This window comes from Martinezella rhizogenes, assembly GCF_007002745.1.
Classification (GTDB): Bacteria; Pseudomonadota; Alphaproteobacteria; order Rhizobiales; family Rhizobiaceae; genus Agrobacterium; species Agrobacterium cucumeris.
Map to the genome: position 1 here is coordinate 238,669 of NZ_SGNY01000008.1, position 20,903 is coordinate 259,571.

Annotated in this window: 15 protein-coding genes; 14 read left to right on the plus strand and 1 reads right to left on the minus strand. The window is 60.7% G+C overall.

Features of this window, described 5'->3' with window-relative positions:
• The first annotated feature begins 5 nt into the window (after nucleotides 1-5).
• The 9 genes from EXN68_RS21575 (at nucleotide 6) to EXN68_RS21615 (ending at nucleotide 13,020) form a co-directional block, all read left to right on the plus strand.
• Entirely contained in the window at nucleotides 6-1,052 is a 1,047-nt protein-coding gene (locus tag EXN68_RS21575) for a class I SAM-dependent methyltransferase (RefSeq protein WP_161991435.1), read from the plus strand.
• A gap of 284 nt (nucleotides 1,053-1,336) precedes the next feature.
• A complete protein-coding gene (locus EXN68_RS21580) occupies nucleotides 1,337-2,161 on the plus strand; it encodes a bifunctional allantoicase/(S)-ureidoglycine aminohydrolase (RefSeq protein WP_142842786.1) in 825 nt (274 codons plus the stop codon).
• Nucleotides 2,162-2,329: 168 nt separating this feature from the next.
• Complete coding sequence (locus EXN68_RS21585; protein ID WP_142842787.1) at nucleotides 2,330-3,835, plus strand: sensor domain-containing diguanylate cyclase; 1,506 nt, start codon at nucleotides 2,330-2,332, stop codon at nucleotides 3,833-3,835.
• Nucleotides 3,836-4,134: 299 nt separating this feature from the next.
• Complete coding sequence (locus EXN68_RS21590; protein ID WP_142842788.1) at nucleotides 4,135-5,349, plus strand: efflux RND transporter periplasmic adaptor subunit; 1,215 nt, start codon at nucleotides 4,135-4,137, stop codon at nucleotides 5,347-5,349.
• A gap of 12 nt (nucleotides 5,350-5,361) precedes the next feature.
• Nucleotides 5,362-8,496, plus strand: coding sequence for an efflux RND transporter permease subunit (locus EXN68_RS21595; protein ID WP_142842789.1), 3,135 nt, complete (start codon nucleotides 5,362-5,364; stop codon nucleotides 8,494-8,496).
• A gap of 104 nt (nucleotides 8,497-8,600) precedes the next feature.
• Complete coding sequence (locus EXN68_RS21600; protein WP_142842790.1) at nucleotides 8,601-9,224, plus strand: TetR family transcriptional regulator; 624 nt, start codon at nucleotides 8,601-8,603, stop codon at nucleotides 9,222-9,224.
• 192 nt (nucleotides 9,225-9,416) lie between these two features.
• Nucleotides 9,417-10,940, plus strand: coding sequence for a sugar ABC transporter ATP-binding protein (locus tag EXN68_RS21605; protein ID WP_142842791.1), 1,524 nt, complete (start codon nucleotides 9,417-9,419; stop codon nucleotides 10,938-10,940).
• A gap of 52 nt (nucleotides 10,941-10,992) precedes the next feature.
• Nucleotides 10,993-11,994 carry an ABC transporter permease gene (locus EXN68_RS21610; RefSeq protein ID WP_142842792.1) on the plus strand — a complete coding sequence of 334 codons (1,002 nt, stop codon included), beginning with the start codon at nucleotides 10,993-10,995 and terminating at the stop codon, nucleotides 11,992-11,994.
• Between the two features lie 72 nt (nucleotides 11,995-12,066).
• Entirely contained in the window at nucleotides 12,067-13,020 is a 954-nt protein-coding gene (locus tag EXN68_RS21615; protein WP_046800863.1) for a substrate-binding domain-containing protein, read from the plus strand.
• 224 nt (nucleotides 13,021-13,244) lie between these two features.
• Here EXN68_RS21615 and EXN68_RS21620 read toward each other — a convergent pair whose 3' ends face one another.
• A complete protein-coding gene (locus tag EXN68_RS21620) occupies nucleotides 13,245-14,138 on the minus strand; it encodes a LysR family transcriptional regulator (RefSeq protein WP_142842793.1) in 894 nt (297 codons plus the stop codon).
• Between the two features lie 538 nt (nucleotides 14,139-14,676).
• Here EXN68_RS21620 and odc2 point away from each other — a divergent pair.
• The 5 genes from odc2 to EXN68_RS21650 all read left to right on the plus strand — a co-directional run bounded on the left by odc2 (nucleotide 14,677) and on the right by EXN68_RS21650 (nucleotide 20,831).
• Entirely contained in the window at nucleotides 14,677-15,810 is a 1,134-nt protein-coding gene (gene odc2 / locus EXN68_RS21625) for an ornithine/lysine decarboxylase (RefSeq protein ID WP_046800865.1), read from the plus strand.
• Between the two features lie 246 nt (nucleotides 15,811-16,056).
• Nucleotides 16,057-16,626: a GNAT family N-acetyltransferase gene (locus tag EXN68_RS21630; RefSeq protein ID WP_142842794.1), complete on the plus strand. Its 570-nt coding sequence runs from the start codon at nucleotides 16,057-16,059 to the stop codon at nucleotides 16,624-16,626.
• A gap of 474 nt (nucleotides 16,627-17,100) precedes the next feature.
• A complete protein-coding gene (locus EXN68_RS21640) occupies nucleotides 17,101-17,502 on the plus strand; it encodes a MarR family winged helix-turn-helix transcriptional regulator (protein WP_142842795.1) in 402 nt (133 codons plus the stop codon).
• 89 nt (nucleotides 17,503-17,591) lie between these two features.
• Nucleotides 17,592-18,887: an MFS transporter gene (locus EXN68_RS21645; RefSeq protein WP_142842825.1), complete on the plus strand. Its 1,296-nt coding sequence runs from the start codon at nucleotides 17,592-17,594 to the stop codon at nucleotides 18,885-18,887.
• A 564-nt stretch (nucleotides 18,888-19,451) separates the two neighbouring features.
• Entirely contained in the window at nucleotides 19,452-20,831 is a 1,380-nt protein-coding gene (locus EXN68_RS21650; RefSeq protein WP_142842796.1) for a GH1 family beta-glucosidase, read from the plus strand.
• Nucleotides 20,832-20,903: the final 72 nt, after the last annotated feature.

The following is a 20,903-nucleotide window of genomic DNA, read 5'->3' on the forward strand; positions in this document are numbered from 1 at the left end:
CTGAAGTGGTGCGGGTAAAGAAGAAAAATCTGGACGGGGCAAGTCTGATCACCCCTGATACTGTCGCAAAAGAGATTTTTGCACGCAGAACCGAAACATTCGATGAGCAGTTCGCAGTTGCGAAAGCAGAGATTGCCATCATTCTCGAATTGGCACAGCAGCAATTCGACAATGGTGTTTTAGCACGTGAGATAATACATCGGACGGCAGGCGCGCTGCATGGATTGCGCGATAAACTCCACTCCAGCGTGTGGGCGGAACTGATCCCGCTGGTACAGAATCACGCCGTGTCGGAGCATTTTCTCGAAGATCCCTTCACCCGGTGGTCGTTTGAAAAGCCGAGGGGCTATTCGGGCGACGCCCAGTTGCTCGATTTCATCTACGGTCACGACAGCGTTGCCGAACAGGTGAAAAACGCCTCCCCGCTGGGGGCCGCCCTTTACGATTATACGAAGGATGCCAGCTCCTCGGTTGCCGTGCGCGAGCGGCGGGACCTGCTGACGCGGTTCGTGGATGAGGCCGCCGCCCGCCATGGCGAGGAGACGGAAATCCTCACCATTGCCTCCGGCCACCTGCGCGAGGCCGATGCTTCTGTGGCGCTGAAAGAGGGCAGGATCAAGCGCTGGGTGGCGCTGGATCAGGATCCCTTGAGCGTTGGCTCCGTCGCCCGTGATTTCGGCGGCCGCGGTGTGGAGGCAATTGACGGTTCGGTGCGCGATATCGTGCTGCGCACGCAGGAGCTCGGCAGCTTCGATCTGATCTATGCGGCCGGCCTTTATGATTATCTGAACGACCGCGTGGCGATCAAGCTGACACGGCGCTGCATGGAGATGCTGAAGCCCGGCGGCATGTTCCTCTTCGCCAACTTCTCCGAAGATATCGTCGTCGACGGCTATATGGAGACCTTCATGAACTGGGCACTGCTGCTGCGCTCGAAGGCGGATATGTGGCGGATCATCAATGCCAGCGCCGATCCTGCAAATATCGAGGCGGAGGTGTTCTTCGGCGAGAACCACAATATCGTCTATGCGACGATGCGTAAGAAGGCGTGAGATAGAAAGCCGCTCGTTATTCCCTCATGGGAAGCGAGCGCGTGCCGCCTGTTTCTTCTCCCCGCCGGGGAGAAGTCCACGGCAGCGGGATGAGGGGGGCAAGGGTGCGATCTATCGCTGACGTTGCCCCCTCATCCGACCCTTCGGGCCACCTTCTCCCCGGCGGGGAGAAGAAATGCGCGGCGACGTCGTGCCCCATTTCGTCACTCGCCCCTCACCAATAACCATTTGATTAAACCATATCGCGGCCTTAAGAATCCGCGCCTGATGCGTTGCAGAATGGAATGGCTGAAATGAAGAGATATTATTCGGATATGGGCGGTCTGTCGGGGCAGACGGAACTGCTGTCGAGCAAGGCTGTTTTCAAGACCGCCTATGCGGTCATCCCCAAGACCGTGATGTCTGATATCGTGACAAGCGTGCTGCCGCACTGGACCGGCACGCGGGCCTGGATCATCGCCCGGCCGATGACGGGTTTTTCCGAGACTTTCGCGCAATATATCGTCGAAGTGCAGCCCGGTGGCGGCAGTGAGCGGCCGGAGCCGGACGAGCGGGCGCAGGCGGCGATCTTCGTCGTCGATGGCGAAATGACCGTGACCTTCGAGGGCGCGCAGCATGCGTTGCGGGAGGGCTCGTTCGCCTACCTGCCGGCCGGTGCGCGCTGGCAGATCACAAACTCGGGCAAGGCGCCCGTCAAGTTCCATTGGGTCCGCAAGGTGTTTCAGGCGGTTGACGGGCTGGAGGCCCCGCCGGCGATCTTTTCGCATGAAGACGAGATCGCCATGTCGGCCATGCCCGATACCGAGGGCAAATGGGCGACGACGCGCTTCATCGATCCCGAAGACGTACGTTACGACATGCACCTCAACATCGTCACCTTCCAGCCGGGTGCGACCATTCCCTTCATGGAAACCCATGTGATGGAACATGGTCTTTACGTGCTGGAGGGCAAGGCGGTCTATCGGCTGAACGAAGACTGGGTGGAAGTTGAGGCGGGTGACTTCATGTGGCTGCGCGCCTATTGCCCACAGGCCTGTTATGCGGGCGGCCCGGGCCGGTTCCGTTACCTGCTCTACAAGGATGTGAACCGTCACGTGAAGCTCTGGTAAAGGGCATCCCGGCGGCGAAATCCGTGAATTATCGCGCAATCCGGCGGGTTGCGCGATAAATGCTTGCGTTAAATCGAATATCCCTAATAAATCCACATATGCGGACGGTCGTCGCCGTGCCGCACCATTTGGCATCCGCCTGCATCTCCCCTTGAGAAGACTGCCCGTATGAGTGAAACGATCGATACCAATATCTTCAATCTCGCGCCGGTCGCGATGTGGATCGAGGATTTCAGCGCCGTGAAAAGCCAGTTCGATATCTGGCGGGCTGAGGGCGTTGAGGATATCAGGGCGTTTCTTCTGGAAGATTTATCGCGTGTGGCGGCGTGTTCGCAGAAAATCCGCGTCATCCAGGTCAATGCCAAGACGCTGGAACTGTTTGAAGCGCGCGATCAGACGCATCTCGTCGACAATCTGCATCGGATTTTTCGCGACGACATGCTGGAAAGCCATGTGAACGAGCTTTCCGAACTCTGGGCGGGGCGGACGGAATTTACCAGCAATGCGGTGAATTATTCGATCGGCGGCAGGCGGCTTGATATTCAGCTGCGCGGCGCGGTCATACCCGGCCACGAAAACACGCTCAGCCGGCTGCTTTTGACCACCGAGGATGTGACTGAACGGGAAGAAGCCCGCCGCAAGGAGCTTCTCAATCGCCGTTATGCCGAGGGCATGTTCAAACATTCGCCGGTTTCGCTCTGGGTGGAAGATTTCAGCCGCGTCCGCCGGCTGATCGAAGAGGTCAGGGATCGCGGCATCGTCGATTTCCGGGTGTTCACGGATGTGCATCCGGAATTCGTGCGGCAATGCATGAGCGAAATCCGTGTCATCGACGTCAACCGAGCCACACTCGACCTGTTCTGTGCGCCGGACCGGCAGGTTCTGCTGCAGCGGCTAGGCGATATTTTCCGTGGTGAGATGGAAAAGCCGTTCCGCGAGCAGCTGATGGAGCTTTGGAACGGCAATCTCAACCACCATCGCGAGGTGGTGAATTATGCGCTTGATGGTTCGGAGCGGCATGTTCTCCTGCATTTTTCGGTTTTCCCCGGCCATGAGCATGACTGGTCGCTGGTGCAGGTGGCGCTGACGGACATTACCGCGCGCAAGAAGGCGGAAGCCTATCTCGAATATCTCGGCAAGCACGATGTGCTGACCAAGCTGCACAACCGCGCCTTTTATTCGGACGAGTTGAACCGGCTGGAGCGCAACGCGCTCAGGCCCGTTTCCGCCATCGTCATCGATCTCAACGGCCTGAAGGAGGCCAATGACAAGCTCGGCCATGATGCCGGCGACGCCCTGCTGCGGCGGGTGGGCGAGGTGCTGAATGGCGTGGTGACCGCGCCCAACCATGCAGCGCGCATCGGCGGTGACGAATTCGCCATCCTTCTTCCCGGCGCCGACAGGCAGATTGCAGCCGCCATGGTCGAAACAGTCTATGAGCTGCTGAAGATCAACAACCAGTTTTATTCAAGCGCGCCGCTCAGCCTGTCGCTGGGGGTGGCGACCAGCGAAGCCGGCGAGACGATGGAATCGCTGGTGCGCCGCGCGGATATGAATATGTACGAACATAAGAACGCCTATTATGCGGCCCTGCGCAGCAGATCTGCCGATAATAGCGAGACGCCGAAGAGCAGCCCGCAGCCGGAAGCCACCCCGCTGAAGCGCCTGTTCTGAGAAAAGGCGCGGGCGTTCTTGTCTTCCGCCTCGGCCTTGTGCCGAGGATCTAACCACGTCGAATAAGAATCAAGACGGTGGCATTTCCTCGGGACAGGCCCGAGGATGAAGTCGGCGCAACTGGCCCGACTCTCCCTCCCATTTCACGTTCCACTCGTCCTTGGTGTTTTGCCAGCGCCGTACGCAACTTCACAAGCGCGTGAGACAGCTGTTGCGCTGCAACAATTCCGTTGTCCGAATTTTACATACGTCTTAGTATGTATGTAAATATGACCTTTTTTGTGGATTCGGAGCGCAGTATGGCGAAGAAATTGGGGCAGATCGTAGCGGTGTTGTTGACGGGCATCGTTCTGGTCGGATGTAGCGATGAGCAGGCATCTGTGCCCGGTGCGCCGCCGCCCGGTGCGGTCAAGGTCGTGACCGTGAGCCCGGAAGAGCTGCCCATCACCAATGAATTGCCGGGACGCATCGCACCGACGCGGCTTGCCGAGGTGCGCCCGCGCGTCTCCGGCATTATCGTCGAGCGGGTGTTCGAGCAGGGCTCCCTGGTGAAGGAAGGCGATGTGCTCTACCGGATCGACCCCGCGCCGTTCCAGGTGCGCGTCGATAGCGCCGAAGGCACGTTGCGCCGGGCGCAGGCCGCGCAGTTGCAGGCACGGCAGACGGCTGACCGGCAGCAGCAGTTGCGCCGTTCGAATGTCGGCTCGCAGCAGGAATTCGACAATGCCATCGCCCAGCTGGCGCAGGCGGATGCCGAAGTGGCCGTTGCCGAGGCCGGCGTCGCGGAAGCCAGGCTCAATCTGCAATATGCCAATGTCACCGCACCCATCAGCGGCATGATCGGCCGGGCGCGCATCACCGAAGGCGCACTCGTCAGCGCCACGGGTTCCGAGAACCTGGCAACGATCCAGCAGCTCGATCCGATCTATGCCGACTTTACCCAGCCCGCCGCCGACCTCATTCGCCTGCGCAAGGCCCTGCAGGATGGCCAGCTGATGACCGGCACGAACGAGGCGGAAGTCAATCTGCTGTTTGATGACGGCACCCGTTATCCGATTTCGGGCCGCCTGCTGTTTTCCGAAGCGGCGGTGGATGAAACCACCGGGCAGGTGACGCTGCGCGGCGAATTCCCCAACCCGAACGGTGACCTTTTGCCGGGCATGTATGTCCGCGTCCAGATCCAGCAGGGCATCCAGAAGGCGGCCTTTGCCGTGCCGCAGCAGGCGGTGCAGCGTGATGCGGGCGGCCAGGCGAGCGTGCTGGTCGTGAACGCGGAAGACACGGTCGAGCAGCGGCGCGTCAGCGTCGGCCGCTCCATTGGCGACCGCTGGGTGATTTCGGAGGGCCTGAAGGATGGCGACCGCGTCGTTGCCGAAGGTTTCCAGAAAACCGCGCCGGGCGCCAAGGTGAAGCCTGAACCATGGTCTGCGGAGCCCGCCGCCACTGCCTCTGCCGGCAGTGAGAACGCGGCTTCGTCCGAGACCTCGTCTGAGCCCCCGGCCGCGAAGCAATAAGGACCGATTTCCATGGCACGTTTTTTCATCGATCGGCCCATTTTTGCCTGGGTCGTCGCCATCTTCATCATGCTGGCGGGCCTGCTCGCCATTCCCATGCTGCCGATTGCGCAATATCCAAATGTGGCGCCGCCACAGATTTCCGTCGGCACGACCTATCCGGGCGCATCGCCGGAAGATATCTATCAGAGCGTCACGCGGCCCATCGAGGAAGAGCTGAATGGCGTCCCGGGTCTGATCTATTTCGAATCGACGTCGGAATCCTCCGGCCGTATCTCGATCAACGTCACCTTTGAACCCGGCACCAATATCGGCGAGGCGCAGGTCGAGGTTCAGAACCGTATCGCCCGTGTTGAGCCCCGACTGCCGCGGGCGGTGACGCAGCAGGGCCTGCGCGTTGAGCAGGCGGGTACCTCGTTTCTGATGATGGTGGCGCTGACCTCCGTCGACGGCAATACGGACGCCATCGGCCTTGGCGACTATCTCAGCCGCAACGTGGTCGGTGAGTTGCGTCGCGTTCCCGGCGTCGGCAGCGCGCAGCTCTTCGCCACCCAGCGCTCCATGCGCATCTGGATGGACCCGGACAAGATGCTGGGTCTCAGCCTGACTTCGAGTGATGTCATCAACGCAATCCAGGCGCAGAACTCGCAGGTCGCGGCTGGCCGCATCGGCGCATCGCCAAACCCGGTTGGCCAGCAGATTTCCGCCACCGTCAACGTGCAGGGCCAGCTGACCTCGCCGGAAGAATTCGGCTCCATCGTGCTGCGCGCCAATCCGGATGGTTCCTCCGTCCGGCTGCGCGATGTCGCGCGCGTCGAGGTGGGCGGGGAAAGCTACACCTTCTCCAGCCGCCTGAACGGCAAGCCCAGTGCGGCCATCGGTGTACAGCTTTCGCCGACGGGAAATGCGTTGCAGACTTCCGATGGCGTGCGCGCCACGATGGAGGAGCTGTCGCGTTATTTCCCGGCGGGTATCGAATATGAAATTCCCTACGACACCAGCCCCTTCGTGAAGATCTCGATCCAGAAGGTGATCAACACACTGGTGGAGGCGATCATCCTCGTCTTCGTGGTGATGTTCGTCTTCCTGCAGAACATCCGCTACACCATCATTCCAACACTGGTGGTGCCCGTGGCGCTGCTCGGCACCTGCGCCATCATGTATGTCTCGGGTTTCTCCATCAACGTGCTCACCATGTTCGCCATGGTTCTCGCCATCGGCATTCTCGTCGATGACGCGATCGTCGTGGTGGAAAATGTCGAACGCATCATGGCGGAAGAGCATCTGTCGCCGAAGGAGGCGACCCGCAAGGCGATGGGCCAGATTTCCGGCGCCATCATCGGCATCACGCTGGTTCTGACGGCGGTGTTCGTGCCCATGGCCTTCTTCCCCGGCGCCGTCGGCATCATCTACCAGCAGTTCAGCCTGACCATGGTGGTTTCCATCCTGTTTTCGGGCTTCCTTGCGCTGTCGCTGACGCCGGCGCTTTGCGCGTCGTTCCTGAAGCCGATCAAGGCCGGGCACCATGAAAAGAAGGGCTTCTTCGGCTGGTTCAACCGTGGCTTCGACAAGGCCTCGCACAAATACTCCTCGTCGGTCGGCAGCATCATCAAGCGTTCCGGCCGCTTCATGGTCATCTATGCGGCGCTGCTCGTCGGTCTCGGCTGGGCCTATATGCAATTGCCCAGCTCCTTCCTGCCCAACGAGGACCAGGGTTACCTGATCGTCGACATTCAGGCGCCGGCGGAAGCCAGCAGCGAACGCACCCTGCAATCCATCCAGGAAATCGAAAAGATCTTCCTGGCGGAGCCGGCGGTCGATCGCGTGATTGCGGTTTCGGGCTTCTCCTTCTCCGGTTCCGGCCAGAATGCCGGTCTCGCCTTCGCGACGCTGAAGGACTGGAGCGAGCGTGGGCCGGAGGATTCCGCATCCGCCATAGCTCAACGCATCAACGGCAAGCTTTGGGGCCTGCCGGGTTCGATGTCCTTCACGCTATCGCCACCGCCCATTCAGGGTCTCGGCAATTCCAGCGGCTTCACCTTCCGCCTGCAGGATCGCGGGGGTGCCGGACAGACGGCGCTGAGCGCCGCCGGTGCACAGCTGATGGCGGCCGCGCAGAAAAGCCCCATTTTGGCCGGCCTGCGCGTGGAAGGCATGCCGGACTCTCCGCAGGTCAACCTCATCATCGACCGTGAAAAGGCCAACACCTTCGGTGTGACCTTCAGCGACATCAACGCCACCATCTCGGCCAATATGGGCTCGTCCTACGTCAACGACTTCCCCAATGCCGGCCGCATGCAGCGCGTGACGGTGCAGGCAGAGCAGGGCCAGCGCATGAAGACCGAGGATCTTTTGAACCTCAATGTCCGCAACGCCAATGGCGGCATGGTGCCGGTAAGCTCCTTCGCCACGGTGGAATGGGTGCGCGGCCCGTCGCAGGTGGTGGGTTACAACGGCTATCCGGCGATCCGTATCGGCGGCCAGTCGGCACCCGGTTACTCCTCGGGTGATGCGATTGCCGAAATGGAGCGTCTGGCGGGCGAATTGCCAAGCGGCTTCGGTTTCGAATGGACCGGCCAGTCGCTGCAGGAAATCCAGTCGGGTTCGCAGGCGCCGGCGCTTATCGGCCTCAGCGTGCTGTTCGTCTTCCTGCTTCTGGCGGCGCTTTATGAAAGCTGGTCCATCCCGCTCTCCGTCATGCTGGTGGTGCCGCTTGGCGTCATCGGTTCGGTGGCGGCGGTGATGCTGCGCGGCATGCCGAACGACGTCTACTTCCTGGTTGGCCTTGTCGCCATCATCGGGCTTTCGGCCAAGAATGCGATCCTGATCATCGAATTTGCCAAGGATCTGCGGGCGGAGGGCAAATCCACCTATGATGCGACGGTGGAGGCGGCCCACCTGCGTTTCCGGCCAATCCTGATGACCTCGCTTGCCTTCTCGCTCGGCGTGTTGCCGATGGCAATTGCATCGGGTGCCAGTGCGGCGAGCCAGAACGCCATCGGCACCGGCGTTCTGGGCGGCATGATCTCGGCGACGATCCTTGCGATCTTCTTCGTTCCCGTCTTCTTCGTATTTGTCATGAAGTTTTTCGGGGATCGGAAGAAGGACGACAAGATTGCTGCTGACGCCGTGTCGCCGGCGGAATAAAACGGATGTGAAGGCCGGGCCACATTCATGTGAATGACAGCCCGGCACGACAAGAAAAGGCACGGTGCGAAAGCGCCGTGTCACGACTGGAAGGAGACATCAGCATGCGCCGTACCAAGGCCGAGGCAGAAGAGACGCGTCAGGCGATCCTTGCCGCTGCCGAGCGTGTGTTCTTCAAAAAGGGCGTGGCCAACGCCTCGCTGGACGAGGTGGCGGCCGCAGCCGGGGTCACGCGCGGGGCGATATACTGGCATTTTTCCAGCAAGACCGACCTTTTCATCGGCCTCTATAAATCGGTGGCGCTGCCGGAATCCGATCTGCTTGATTTCGGTGATCCTGATCTCAAGGGGTTGACCCTGCTTTCCAAGATCGAGGAAGGGGCCTGCAAGTGGCTGGCGCTTCTGGCGCAGGACGAACAACGCCAGCGCATCATGACCATCAGCCTGCGCACCAGCTATTCGGACGAATTCGCCCCGGTGCTGCATGCGCAGGAAGAGCTGGACCGTTACCACAAGGAGCGGCTGGAGGCGGCTTTTCAGCGTGCGCAGGCCGAGGGCGTCTTCAACGACAACTGGACGGCGGAATCAGCACTCGGTGCGCTCTACTGGCTGATCAAAGGCATAGTTTACGACTGGCTGCTGTTCGGCAAACGTTTCGATCTGGTGAAGGAAGGCGCAGAAGCCATGCATCGTCTCATGAAGGGCTTCCAGCGTCCCCCGGCGCCATGATCAAGCGCCGTATCGTCCTGCCCGGCCGGTCAAATTTCAGTGTATTCTAAAAGACGAGCGAAATTTGCTTTACGTACCTCAAAACGGACGTTAGCTTCTTCCCTGAGCTTTGGGAGGAGTTCGCCTATGGTCAAATCAGCAAAAATCGAGGGGCAAAAACCGTTCGTTCTCACCGGCTGTCGGTGACGGCGCATGGCTTCTGCTGACGAAACTTCAGCCCCGGCCCTTGTCCGGACGGTTGGGCTGTCGAAATCCTTCGGGCCGGTTCAGGTTCTGAAAGATATCGAGATCGCGGTGCACGCCGGCGAAGTGCACGCCATCATCGGCGAAAACGGCGCCGGTAAATCGACGCTGATGAAGCTGCTGGCCGGCAATGAGAAGCCGTCGGGCGGTGAAATCCGCATTGATGGTACAGCCGTTACGCTTGGCGGGCCGGTGGATGCCGAACATCGCGGCATCGTTCTCGTCCATCAGGAAATATTGCTGGCACCCGATCTGACGGTGGCGCAGAACATCTATCTCGGCCGCGAATTGCATAAAGGTCCTGTTGTGGACGATCGCGCCATGCGCGATGGTGCGCGCAGGGCCGTTGGCGATCTCGGCGGCACGATCGATCCCGACGCCATCGTCGGCAGCCTGTCGATTGCCCAGCGGCAGCTGGTGCAGATTGCCCGCGTTCTGCTGGTGCCGCATCGCGTGGTGATTTTCGACGAGCCGACCGCGAGCCTGACGCCGATCGAGACCGACGCACTCCTGAATGTCATCCGCGATATCAGGGCGAAAGGCGTGGCCGTGCTTTATATTTCGCACCGCCTGCCGGAAGTGAAGGAGATTGCCGACCGGGTGACAGTCCTGCGCGACGGCAGGCTGGTCGCCTCGCATCCGGCCTCAGAGCTGGAGCCGGCCGATATGGCGCGGCTGATGGTGGGGCGGGATGTCGCCAAGCTTTATCCTGACCGCAATGCCGGCGGTGAGCGTGAGCCGGTTCTTGAGGTGGAGCATTTTAACGTTCCCGGTTATGCGCAGGATGCCGGTTTCCGCCTGCGCAAAGGCGAAATCCTCGGCTTCGCCGGTCTCGTCGGAGCGGGGCGGACGGAGCTGATGGAGGGCGTGCTGGGCCTGCGGGCCGGGCGGGGAACGGTTCGCCATCTTGGGCGCGCGGTCACTTTCGCCAAGCCCGAAGACAGCCTGAAGGCGGGCATCGTTTACTTGAGCGAGGATCGCAAGGGCAAGGGACTGCTGCTTACCAAGGATCTGCGCATCAATCTGACGCTTGCTTCGCTGAAGAAGTTCAGCCGGCTGTTCCAGATCGATACCCGCCGCGAGACGGCGGCGCTTGATGATGCGGTGCGCGATTTCGACATCCGCACCGGCCGCAAGGATCTGCTGGCGGGTCAGCTCTCCGGCGGCAACCAGCAGAAGCTGCTGCTCGCCAAAATGATGTTACTCGATCCCTCCATCGTCATCATCGACGAGCCGACGCGCGGCATCGACATCGGCACCAAGGAGCAGATTTACCGCTTCATCGCCGGACTTGCGGAGGAGGGGCGCTCGATCATCGTCGTTTCCTCGGAAATGCCTGAGCTGATCGGCATCTGCGACCGCATTCTGGTGATGCGTTCCGGCCGGATCGTCGGTGAAGTGACGGGGGATCGCATGACAGAAAACGACATCGTGGCGCTGGCGACCGGTGTTCACACGCAGGAACCCGCCTGAGGCTGCGGGTTTCGAAAGATATGGCCTGAAGAAAAGACAATTGAGGGGAAACATGACCGAGGCCGCAACTGACACCGGCAAGACGCCGAAGACCTCGAAGGACTGGGATCTGCGCGCCGTGGCGCCGTTTGTGGCGCTGGCCCTGCTGCTGGTTCTCGGCACCATCGCCAATCCCAATTTCATCGGCATCGACAATCTCCTGAATGTCGTCACCCGCAGCGCATTCATCGCCATCATCGCTCTTGGCGCGACCTACGTCATCACCTCGGGCGGGCTCGATCTTTCGGTTGGCGCGATGGTGGCTTTCGTCGCCAGCCTGATGATCCTGTTCATGAATAGCGGCGTCATCGCCAGTCCGCTTTTGATGCTGCTCACCGCCATGGCGCTGGCGCTCGCCATCGGGGCTGCCTGCGGGCTGACGAACGGCCTCATCACCACAATCGGCCGCATCGAACCCTTCATCGCCACGCTCGGCACCATGGGCATCTATCGCGGCTTGACCACATGGCTGTCGCAGGGCGGGGCGATCACGCTGCGCAACCCGGAAATCCAGACGCTTTATCGTCCGGTCTATTTCGGCAATGTCTTTGGCGTGCCGGTGCCGGTCATCGTCATCTTCGTCACCGCTGCGATAGCCGCCTTCGTGCTTTACCGCACCCGTTACGGGCGGCATCTGACCGCGGTAGGGTCGAGCGAGGATGTGGCGCGTTATTCCGGCATTTCGGTCGCGCGGGTGCGCACCATCGCTTATGTGGTGCAGGGGCTGTGTGTCGCCGTTGCGGTGCTGCTTTACGTGCCGCGCCTCGCTTCCACTTCGGCCACCACAGGCATGTTGTGGGAGTTGCAGGCCATCACCGCCGTCGTCGTCGGCGGCACGGCTCTGAGAGGCGGGGTAGGGCGCATCTGGGGGACGATCTGCGGCGCCTTCATTCTGGAGATCGTCGGCAACATCATGATCCTGTCGAACTTCGTCAGCGAATATCTGATCGGCGCCATTCAGGGGGCCATCATCATCATCGCCATGCTGGTGCAGCGCTCGCTCAGCCGCAGGTGACGTATCACGCCGCGCCATCTGGGGCAGGTGCGGTTGAAGGAGGAACGCCCCGGTCTTGGGAGGAAAGAGACTATGCGTAGAAAATTCATCGGCGTGGCCTTTGCCGCGCTGGCTGCGGTGCTGGCGGGCTCAGCGCATGCGCAGGACAAGAAGGTCACCATCGGCGTGTCCATTCCGGCGGCCGATCACGGCTGGACGGCGGGCGTCGTTTATCATGCCGAGCGCGTGGCGAAGCTGCTCATGCAGGAGCATCCGGGGCTTAACGTGATCGTCAAGACATCGCCGGATGCCGCCAATCAGGCCAACGCGCTGCAGGATCTTGCCGTGCAGGGGCTGGACGCGCTTGTGGTCCTGCCGTCCGATCCCGATCCGCTCGTCAACGCCATCAAGGAGATCAAGGACAAGGGCACCTTCGTTGCGCTGGTGGACCGCGCGCCGAGCGTCAACGACAATTCCATCCGCGATCTCTATGTTGCCGGCAACAACCCGGCGCTTGGCCAGGTGGCGGGTGAATACATCAAGAAAACCACGCCGGATGCGGAAGTGGTGGTCATTCGCGGCCTGCCGATCCCGATCGACCAGCAGCGTCAGGATGGGTTCGACAAGGGCATCGCCGGCTCGAACGTCAAGGTTCTCGACCGTCAGTATGGCAACTGGAACCGCGACGACGCCTTCCGCGTGATGCAGGACTATCTGACCAAATACAAGAAGATCGACGTGGTCTGGTGCCAGGATGACGACATGGCGATCGGCGTGCTGGAAGCAATCCAGCAGGCGAAACGCACCGATATCCAATATATCGTTGCGGGTGCCGGCTCCAAGGACATGATCAAGAAGGTCATGGACGGCGACAAGCTGGTGCCGGTCGACGTGCTCTATCCGCCGGCAATGGTGGCGACCGCCATGCAGCTGACGGCCGGACATTTCTATGATCAGGTGCCGGTGGCCGGGAATTATATTCTCGACGCGACATTGATCACCAAGGAGAATGCCGAGCAGTTCTACTTCCCGGATTCGCCGTTCTGATCTGATTTCCAGCTAATGCTGACGCCCGCCGCAAGGCGGGCGTCAGCATTAGGGATAAATGTCTGTCGCAGCGCGGGAAGAGGGGCGCGGCAAACATTTCGTCACACGCGGCGTCATCCTCGGGCTTGACCCGAGGATCCATCAACCGCTGAAACATGGATCCTCGGGTCAAGCCCGAGGATGACGGAGGCGAGGGCGGTGTGACAACTTAACCGTCCGTCTCTTCACCCGTTCTTCCTGAACCACGCCGAAAGATAATCCACGAAGCTGCGCACCTTGGCCGGCAGGTAGCGGCGATGCGGATAGACCGCATAAATGCCGCGGTCCTTGGAAATATAATCGTCAAACAGCGTCACCAGTTCGCCGGACTGGATATAGGGCCGGGCGATGAAGTCAGGCACCATGGCGATGCCGAGCCCGGCACGGGCGGCGCGCAGGGTCGCCTGGGGGCTGTTGACCTCGATCGGCCCGCTGATGGTCACCGAATTCGAGCCGCCATCCGGCTCCAGGTACCGCACGGTATTATGAAAGCGGGTATTGGTGTCGATGATGAAGGGAATACGGGCGAAATCCTGCGGCCCGTCGAGCGGCCCGTGCTGCGCCACGAAATCCGCCGTCGCCACCGCATAGACGCGGAAATCGGAAAGCTTGCGGGCGATGAGGCCCGAATCTTCCAGCCGGGTTATCCGGACCGCGAGGTCGAAACCTTCCTCGATCAGATCGACAAACCGGTCCTCGGCGACGATTTCCAGCGACAGTTCCGGATTTTCCTTGGCGAAATCGATCAGGCTCTGGCCGACATCGGCATCGATGAAGGTCCGCGGCACCGAAATCCGGAGCTTGCCTTTGAGGTCAGCATTCTTCTCGCGCACGAGATCGGCGAGGTTGTCGATCTCCTTCAGTATGTCGGAGGCGGTACGGTAATAGGTGTGCCCGGCCTCGGTCAGCGAAAACTGCCTTGTTGTGCGGTTAAGGAGCAGCGCGCCGAGATCGTCTTCCAGTTCCCGGACGTACTTGGACAAAAGCGCCTTGGAGCGTCCCGTCTTGCGCGCGGCGGCGGAAAAGCCCTCCGCCTCGACAACATCGATAAAGGCGCGGATGCGGGTCAGCGTGTCCATGGAAATCCTCCGGTTCGTTCCATATAATTGAACGCTGAAGGGCGACTGTTCAACCCTAAATTCATTGCTGAAAAAATCCGCTAAATGGTGAAAAAAACCTCTTGATTATGACTGCGAATATTCTTATCTCCCGTGCTGCCCAAAGTCGCACGTGCCCATGTGTGTCCGCCGATTCCTCGATGTGGTGAGGATTTCGGTAAGGTACCTGGAACTAACCCCTCCAGTCGCTATTCCGGCCAACCGGGAAATGCGAGGACATATGAAGCAACGACGGTGCGGGCCTTTCTGGTTCTCTGCCGGCTTTCCATCAGCCGGGGTACTGAAGAGGCACACCATCATTGCCTGAAGTGCGGTCGGGTCAATCCCTCCAATCGATGGCAGACAAAGCCGAATGATGCTCTGGCAGGGCATCGTTCATATTCACGCCTTGAGCGTATGCTATCGATTCTGCGCCTCCACCGGCTGATTCGAATGCATATCTCGAGCGTCCTTTGTCCTCCGGATTTTTCCGGAGTCGGTTTTTATAGGGAATATATCGATGACGACTGCACGCATTCTCGACTTCATCAAGACCCGACGTCCCGAAGGCCCTTGCCTTGTGGTTGATCTCGACGTCGTGCGCGACAATTTCAACGCGTTCCGGCATTCCCTGCCGAACAGCGCGATCTATTATGCCGTCAAGGCAAACCCGGCTCCGGAAATCCTGAAGCTGCTCGCTTCGCTCGGCTCCAGCTTCGATTGCGCCTCCGTGGCTGAAATCCAGATGGCGCTCGATGCCGGTGCGACGGCCGACCGTATCTCCTTCGGCAACACCATCAAGAAGGAACGCGATGTCGCCCGCGCTTACGCGCTCGGCATCGATCTCTTCGCCGTTGATAGCCATGAGGAAGTCGAAAAGGTTGCCCGTGCCGCCCCTGGCGCGCGCGTATTCTGCCGCGTGCTGACGGATGGCGAAGGCGCTGAATGGCCGCTGTCGCGCAAGTTCGGCTGCGTGCCGCAGATGGCCGTCGATGTTCTGGTCTATGCGCATCAGATGGGTCTGGAATCCTACGGCGTGTCTTTCCATGTCGGTTCGCAGATGATGAATCTCGACGCATGGGATGCCGCACTTGCCGATGCAAAGCGGGTCTTCGCTTCACTGTCCAAGCAGGGCATCCACCTGCAGATGGTCAATATGGGCGGTGGTTTCCCGACCAAGTACCTGCGCGACGTTCCTGCCGCCGAAGAATACGGCCAGGCAATCGACACGGCACTGCGCAAGCACTTCGGCAACCAGATCCCGAAGACGATCATCGAGCCGGGCCGCGGCATGGTTGGCAATGCGGGCGTCATCAAGGCGGAAGTTGTTCTCGTCTCGAAGAAGTCCGACAATGACAACCACCGCTGGGTGTTCCTCGACATCGGCAAGTTTGGCGGTCTCGCCGAGACGATGGATGAGGCTATCCGTTACCCGATCCGCACCGAGCGTGACCAGGACGAGATGCAGCCCTGCATTCTGGCCGGCCCGACCTGCGACAGCGCCGACGTGCTGTATGAAAAGAACATGTACCCGCTGCCGGTCTCGCTGACTATCGGCGACGAAGTTCTGATCGAAGGTACCGGCGCTTATACGACGACCTATTCGGCAGTTGCCTTTAATGGCTTCGAGCCGCTGAAGGCCTACGTCATCTAAGGCATCCGACCGAAAAGTGTACGCGCTTTCGGGAAATCCGATGCTGATTGAAAGTCCGAACGCCGTCCGCTGAAAAGGGCGGCGTCTCGACCAAGCTTCCGTTCCGGCTTTGCCGATTGTGCTGTTGCGCAAATCCCTGCTTGCTGCTCCTCTTCCAGCCGAGGAAAGCGTGTCGGCGGGCCGGAACGGCTCCACCATTTTTCATCAAGGGCCGCGTGTGGGCGGTTGTGTGACGGGAGGCCAAGGATGGCCGCTCTTTTGAATTCGGTACGGGCATTTTTCACACCGCAGACATTTCATGTCGATCAGGAAAATCCGGGCGATGTCGTTGCCCGTGAGAACCTGCTGGACCGCGCCATGGGCGCCGGCCGCCGCCGCAAGTCTTCCGAGAAGCTGCGTGCCGGCCGCGTTCCGGCCGAAGGCCTGGCGCTGGTCGCCCGTGATGAGGACGGCCATGTCATCGCCACGGTGCGCCTGTGGAATGTCGAAGCCGGCATTTCGCGCGAAGGCCGCGCGGTTGAAGCGCTGCTGCTCGGCCCGCTGGCCGTCGATGCCGCCCATGAGGGCAAGGGCATCGGCTCTGCACTGATGCGCGCAGCGATCGCCGAGGCTACCAGACGCGGCCATGGCGCCATCCTTCTGGTCGGCGATGCGCCCTATTACGAGCGCTTCGGCTTTTTCGCCAACAAGGCGCAGCACCTGATCATGCCCGGCCCGTTCGAGCGCAGCCGTTTCCTGGCGCTGGAACTGAAAGCCGGCTGGCTGGAAGGCGCTGCCGGTCTTCTGGTGGCAAATGGCCGCCGGCTTTCGGCCTGAGCGATATCCGTTGATACCATTCCCCGGCTGAAAGGCCGGGGTTTGGTCTGCTGACCAGGCTGGCAGCCAACTTTGACGTCATCCGCGGCCTTGTGGCGAGGATCTAACCCCGTCGAATAAAATCAATACGTCGGAAGATCCTCGGGGCAGGCCCGAGGATGACGTCGGCGCAATTGGCATGACTTCCTTCTCATCGGACGACGCCGCTCTTCTTTCGTGTCCGGTTAAGGCGAAAATCCTGAAAGCCTATTCGAATAACAGTCTTGTGCCTCGTCCAGAAATTTGAACCGGACAGCAATGTGACAAGTTCGGCATGTCGCAGGAGGACTGCCACGGCTTTGCCAACGGTCGCTCCGTCAAGAAACCAGTCTTTGTCGTTTCCACCCCATGGTCCATGCGGCCAAACCTTCCCCGCCGATAATTTTCCCGCACGCCTCTTGCCCTTGCGATTTTGCGGGTATATACCCGAGACAAATGCCAAACGATAGCTGCCACTGCATTCTGTTGCGCAAAGCATCCCGCAAGGTCTCGTCCTATTATGACGAGGCGCTGGCACCGCTTGGCGTCAATATTGGCCAGTTCAGCCTGTTGCGGAACATCAATCGCACTGCGCCGGTCTCGCTCACCGATCTTGCCGCGCGGGTAGAGCTGGATCGCTCCACCGTCGGCCGCAATGCCAGGGTGCTGGCGCGCATGGGGCTGGTGGCGATCGGCCACGGCGAGGACCAGCGGGAGGCGATGCTGACCGTGACGGAGGAGGGGCAGGCGATCCTGAAGACGGGCGCACCGCTCTGGGACAGCGTTCAGGACGAGATCGAGGCCCGGCTGGGGCCGGAAAAGACCGCGCAATTGCAGGAACTGCTCGCCGGCCTGTAATTTTTTGATCATGAAGCGGGTATCTGCCCGTAAAATCGGGTATATACCCGCAAGACTCGGCCAAAGGCCACGGGAAAGGGACCTTGAACATGCTCTCCACACGCCTTGCCAGCTGGATGGCCGGCAGAAACCTGCATTATGGCTGGCTGGTCGCCGCCACCACCTTTCTGACCATGCTGGCCACCGCCGGGGCCATGGGCTCTGCGGGGGTGATGATCCAGCCGCTGCATCAGGAATTCGGCTGGGATATCGCCGATATTTCTTCCGCCATGGCTGTCCGGCTGGTGCTTTTCGGCCTGCTCGGGCCTTTTGCCGCCGCCTTCATGAACCATTTCGGCATCCGCCAGGTGGTGTCGACGGCGCTTGCGCTGATCATGGGCGGCATCGTCGCCTCGTTTTTCATGACAGAGGTCTGGCAATTGCTGCTGCTGTGGGGCGTGGTGATTGGTGTCGGCACCGGCATGACGGCGCTGGTGCTGGGCGCCACGGTTGCCACGCGCTGGTTTTCCAAACGCCGCGGGCTGGTGATCGGCCTGATGACGGCCAGCAACGCCACCGGCCAGCTGGTTTTTCTGCCGCTTCTGGCGGCGCTGACGGAAGCCTATGGCTGGCGGACAGCCCTGACACTTTCCGTCGTGGTGATTGCGGTCGCCATGATCCTCGTGCTGCTTCTGATGCGCGACCACCCTGCCGATCTCGGCCTGCCGGCCTATGGCGAGACTGTCGTGGCGCACCCGCCCAGGCAGGATCACAGGTTCCTCGCAACGCTGATCTCGCCGATACTGACGCTGAAAAGCGTCTCCGGCAACCCGGTCTTCTGGGTGCTGTTCGGTACTTTCTTCGTCTGCGGCCTTTCCACCAACGGCCTCATCCAGACCCACTGGATTTCGATCTGCGGTGATTTCGGCATGGCCGCCGTCACGGCGGCGGGTACGCTGGCGGTTATCGGTATTTTCGATTTCTTCGGCACCATCTTCGCCGGCTGGCTTTCCGACCGTTTCGACAATCGTTTCCTGCTGTTCTGGTTTTACGGTCTGCGTGGCCTGTCGCTGCTTTATCTCTCCTTTTCCGGGTTCAGCTTCGTGGAGCTTTCGGTCTTTGCCGTCTTTTACGGGCTGGACTGGGTGGCGACCGTGCCGCCGACCGTGAAGCTCGCCGCCGAGAATTTCGGCCGCGAGAAGGCGGGGCTGGTGTTCGGCTGGGTCTTTGCCGGCCATCAGCTGGGTGCCGCCACCGCCGCCTTCGGCGCAGGTTTCTTCAAGAGCGACTTTGATACCTATATGCCCGCGCTGCAGATTGCCGGTCTGATGTGCATGATTGCCGCCGTCTCGGTGCTGCTGCTCAGAAAGCCGGGCTCCGCCACCCTTGCGCCGCAGGCAGCGTGACCGCTGCCCATGGGTCGGACAATGCGGGCGGCGGCGGATGATTTTCCGCCGCCGCCTCTTTTCGCCCAATCACTTGCCGCAAAATTGCTCCCCGCTTTTCCCCGTTGCCCCGTTCGGCCGCATCATTGTTCCCGCAACCGGTAAGGAAGGGTGATACGCGCGGCGCCCTTCGCGAACCGGAGGCCGGCATCGACAAGCATGGTTCTGGCAGACCATGTTTCGGAAAGGCGCCCCGCAATGCCAGAAGCGGGGAGGGACCGATCCGATAGGTGCCGTGACAATACCCTGACCAAAGCGGGCCGGTATCACGGTTTAAAAGATACGGTCCGGCAAATGCACGACTTTCACCACCACACTTCCATTCCATCCGCATTTGCCGGACCGATGGCCCGCCCCGCTGCCTTGCCGCCGCGGTGAATTTCCGTGCACAAAGCGCTTTGGACTTGTTAACCTCCCATTCTGAAACGTTGTAGATTTCAACGGCTCCGGCTGTACCTGCTGGCCGACATGGTCTAAACCGCTGTTCATCTTTTCACGCTCGATGGATATGAGAAGGCCTCTCCGATGACCGATCCCAAAGCGCTTGCAGCCCGTTTTCCCGGCGATTTCCTGTTCGGCGTCGCAACCGCCTCGTTCCAGATCGAAGGTGCCACCAAGGCCGATGGCCGCAAACCCTCCATCTGGGATGCCTTCTGCAACATGCCGGGCCATGTTTTCGGGCGGCACAATGGCGATATCGCCTGCGACCATTATAATCGCTGGGAAGAAGACCTCGATCTCATCAAGGAGATGGGCGTCGAGGCCTATCGTTTCTCCATCGCCTGGCCGCGCATCATTCCTGACGGTTTCGGGCCGATCAACGAGAAGGGGCTCGATTTTTACGACCGGCTCGTTGATGGCTGCAAGGCGCGCGGCATCAAGACCTATGCGACGCTTTACCATTGGGACCTGCCGCTGACGCTGATGGGCGACGGCGGCTGGGCCTCGCGCTCCACCGCCCATGCCTTCCAGCGTTACGCCAAGACCGTCATGGCCCGCCTCGGCGACCGACTGGATGCGGTGGCGACCTTCAACGAGCCGTGGTGCGCGGTGTGGCTCAGCCATCTCTACGGTATTCACGCGCCGGGCGAGCGCAATATGGAGGCGGCCCTTGCCGCCATGCACCACATTAATCTTGCCCATGGTTTTGGCGTCGAGGCATCGCGCCATGTCGCGCCGAAGGTGCCAGTGGGACTGGTGCTGAACGCCCATTCCGTCATTCCCGCTTCCGACAGCGAAGCTGATCTGCAAGCGGCCGAACGGGCCTTCCAGTTCCACAATGGCGCGTTTTTCGATCCGGTCTTCAAGGGTGAATATCCGGCGCAGATGATGGAAGCGCTGGGCAGCCGCATGCCCGTCGTGGAGGCGGAAGACCTCGCCATCATCAGCCAGAAGCTCGACTGGTGGGGCCTGAATTATTACACACCGATGCGGGTTGCCGACGATGCGACGCCGGGTGCGGAGTTCCCCGCCACCAAACCGGCTCCCGCCGTCAGCGATGTGAAGACCGATATCGGCTGGGAGGTTTATGCGCCGGCGCTGCAGTCGCTGGTCGAGACGCTCTACAAGCGTTACGACCTGCCGGAATGCTACATCACCGAAAACGGCGCCTGCTATAATATGGGCATCGAAAACGGTGAGGTGGATGACCAGCCGCGGCTCGATTATTATGCCGAACACCTCGGCATCGTCGCCGATCTCATCCGCGATGGTTACCCGATGCGCGGTTATTTCGCCTGGAGCCTGATGGATAATTTCGAATGGGCCGAAGGCTATCGCATGCGCTTCGGCCTCGTGCATGTGGATTATGACACGCAGGTACGCACGCTGAAGAACAGCGGCAAATGGTACAGCGCGCTGGCTTCGGGGTTTCCGAAGGGCAACCATGGTGTGGTGAAGGGGTAAGCCCACCCATGGCGTGATTGCGTCAAAGCACCGACCTCTCGTTCGTCATCCTCGGGCTTGACCCGAGGATCC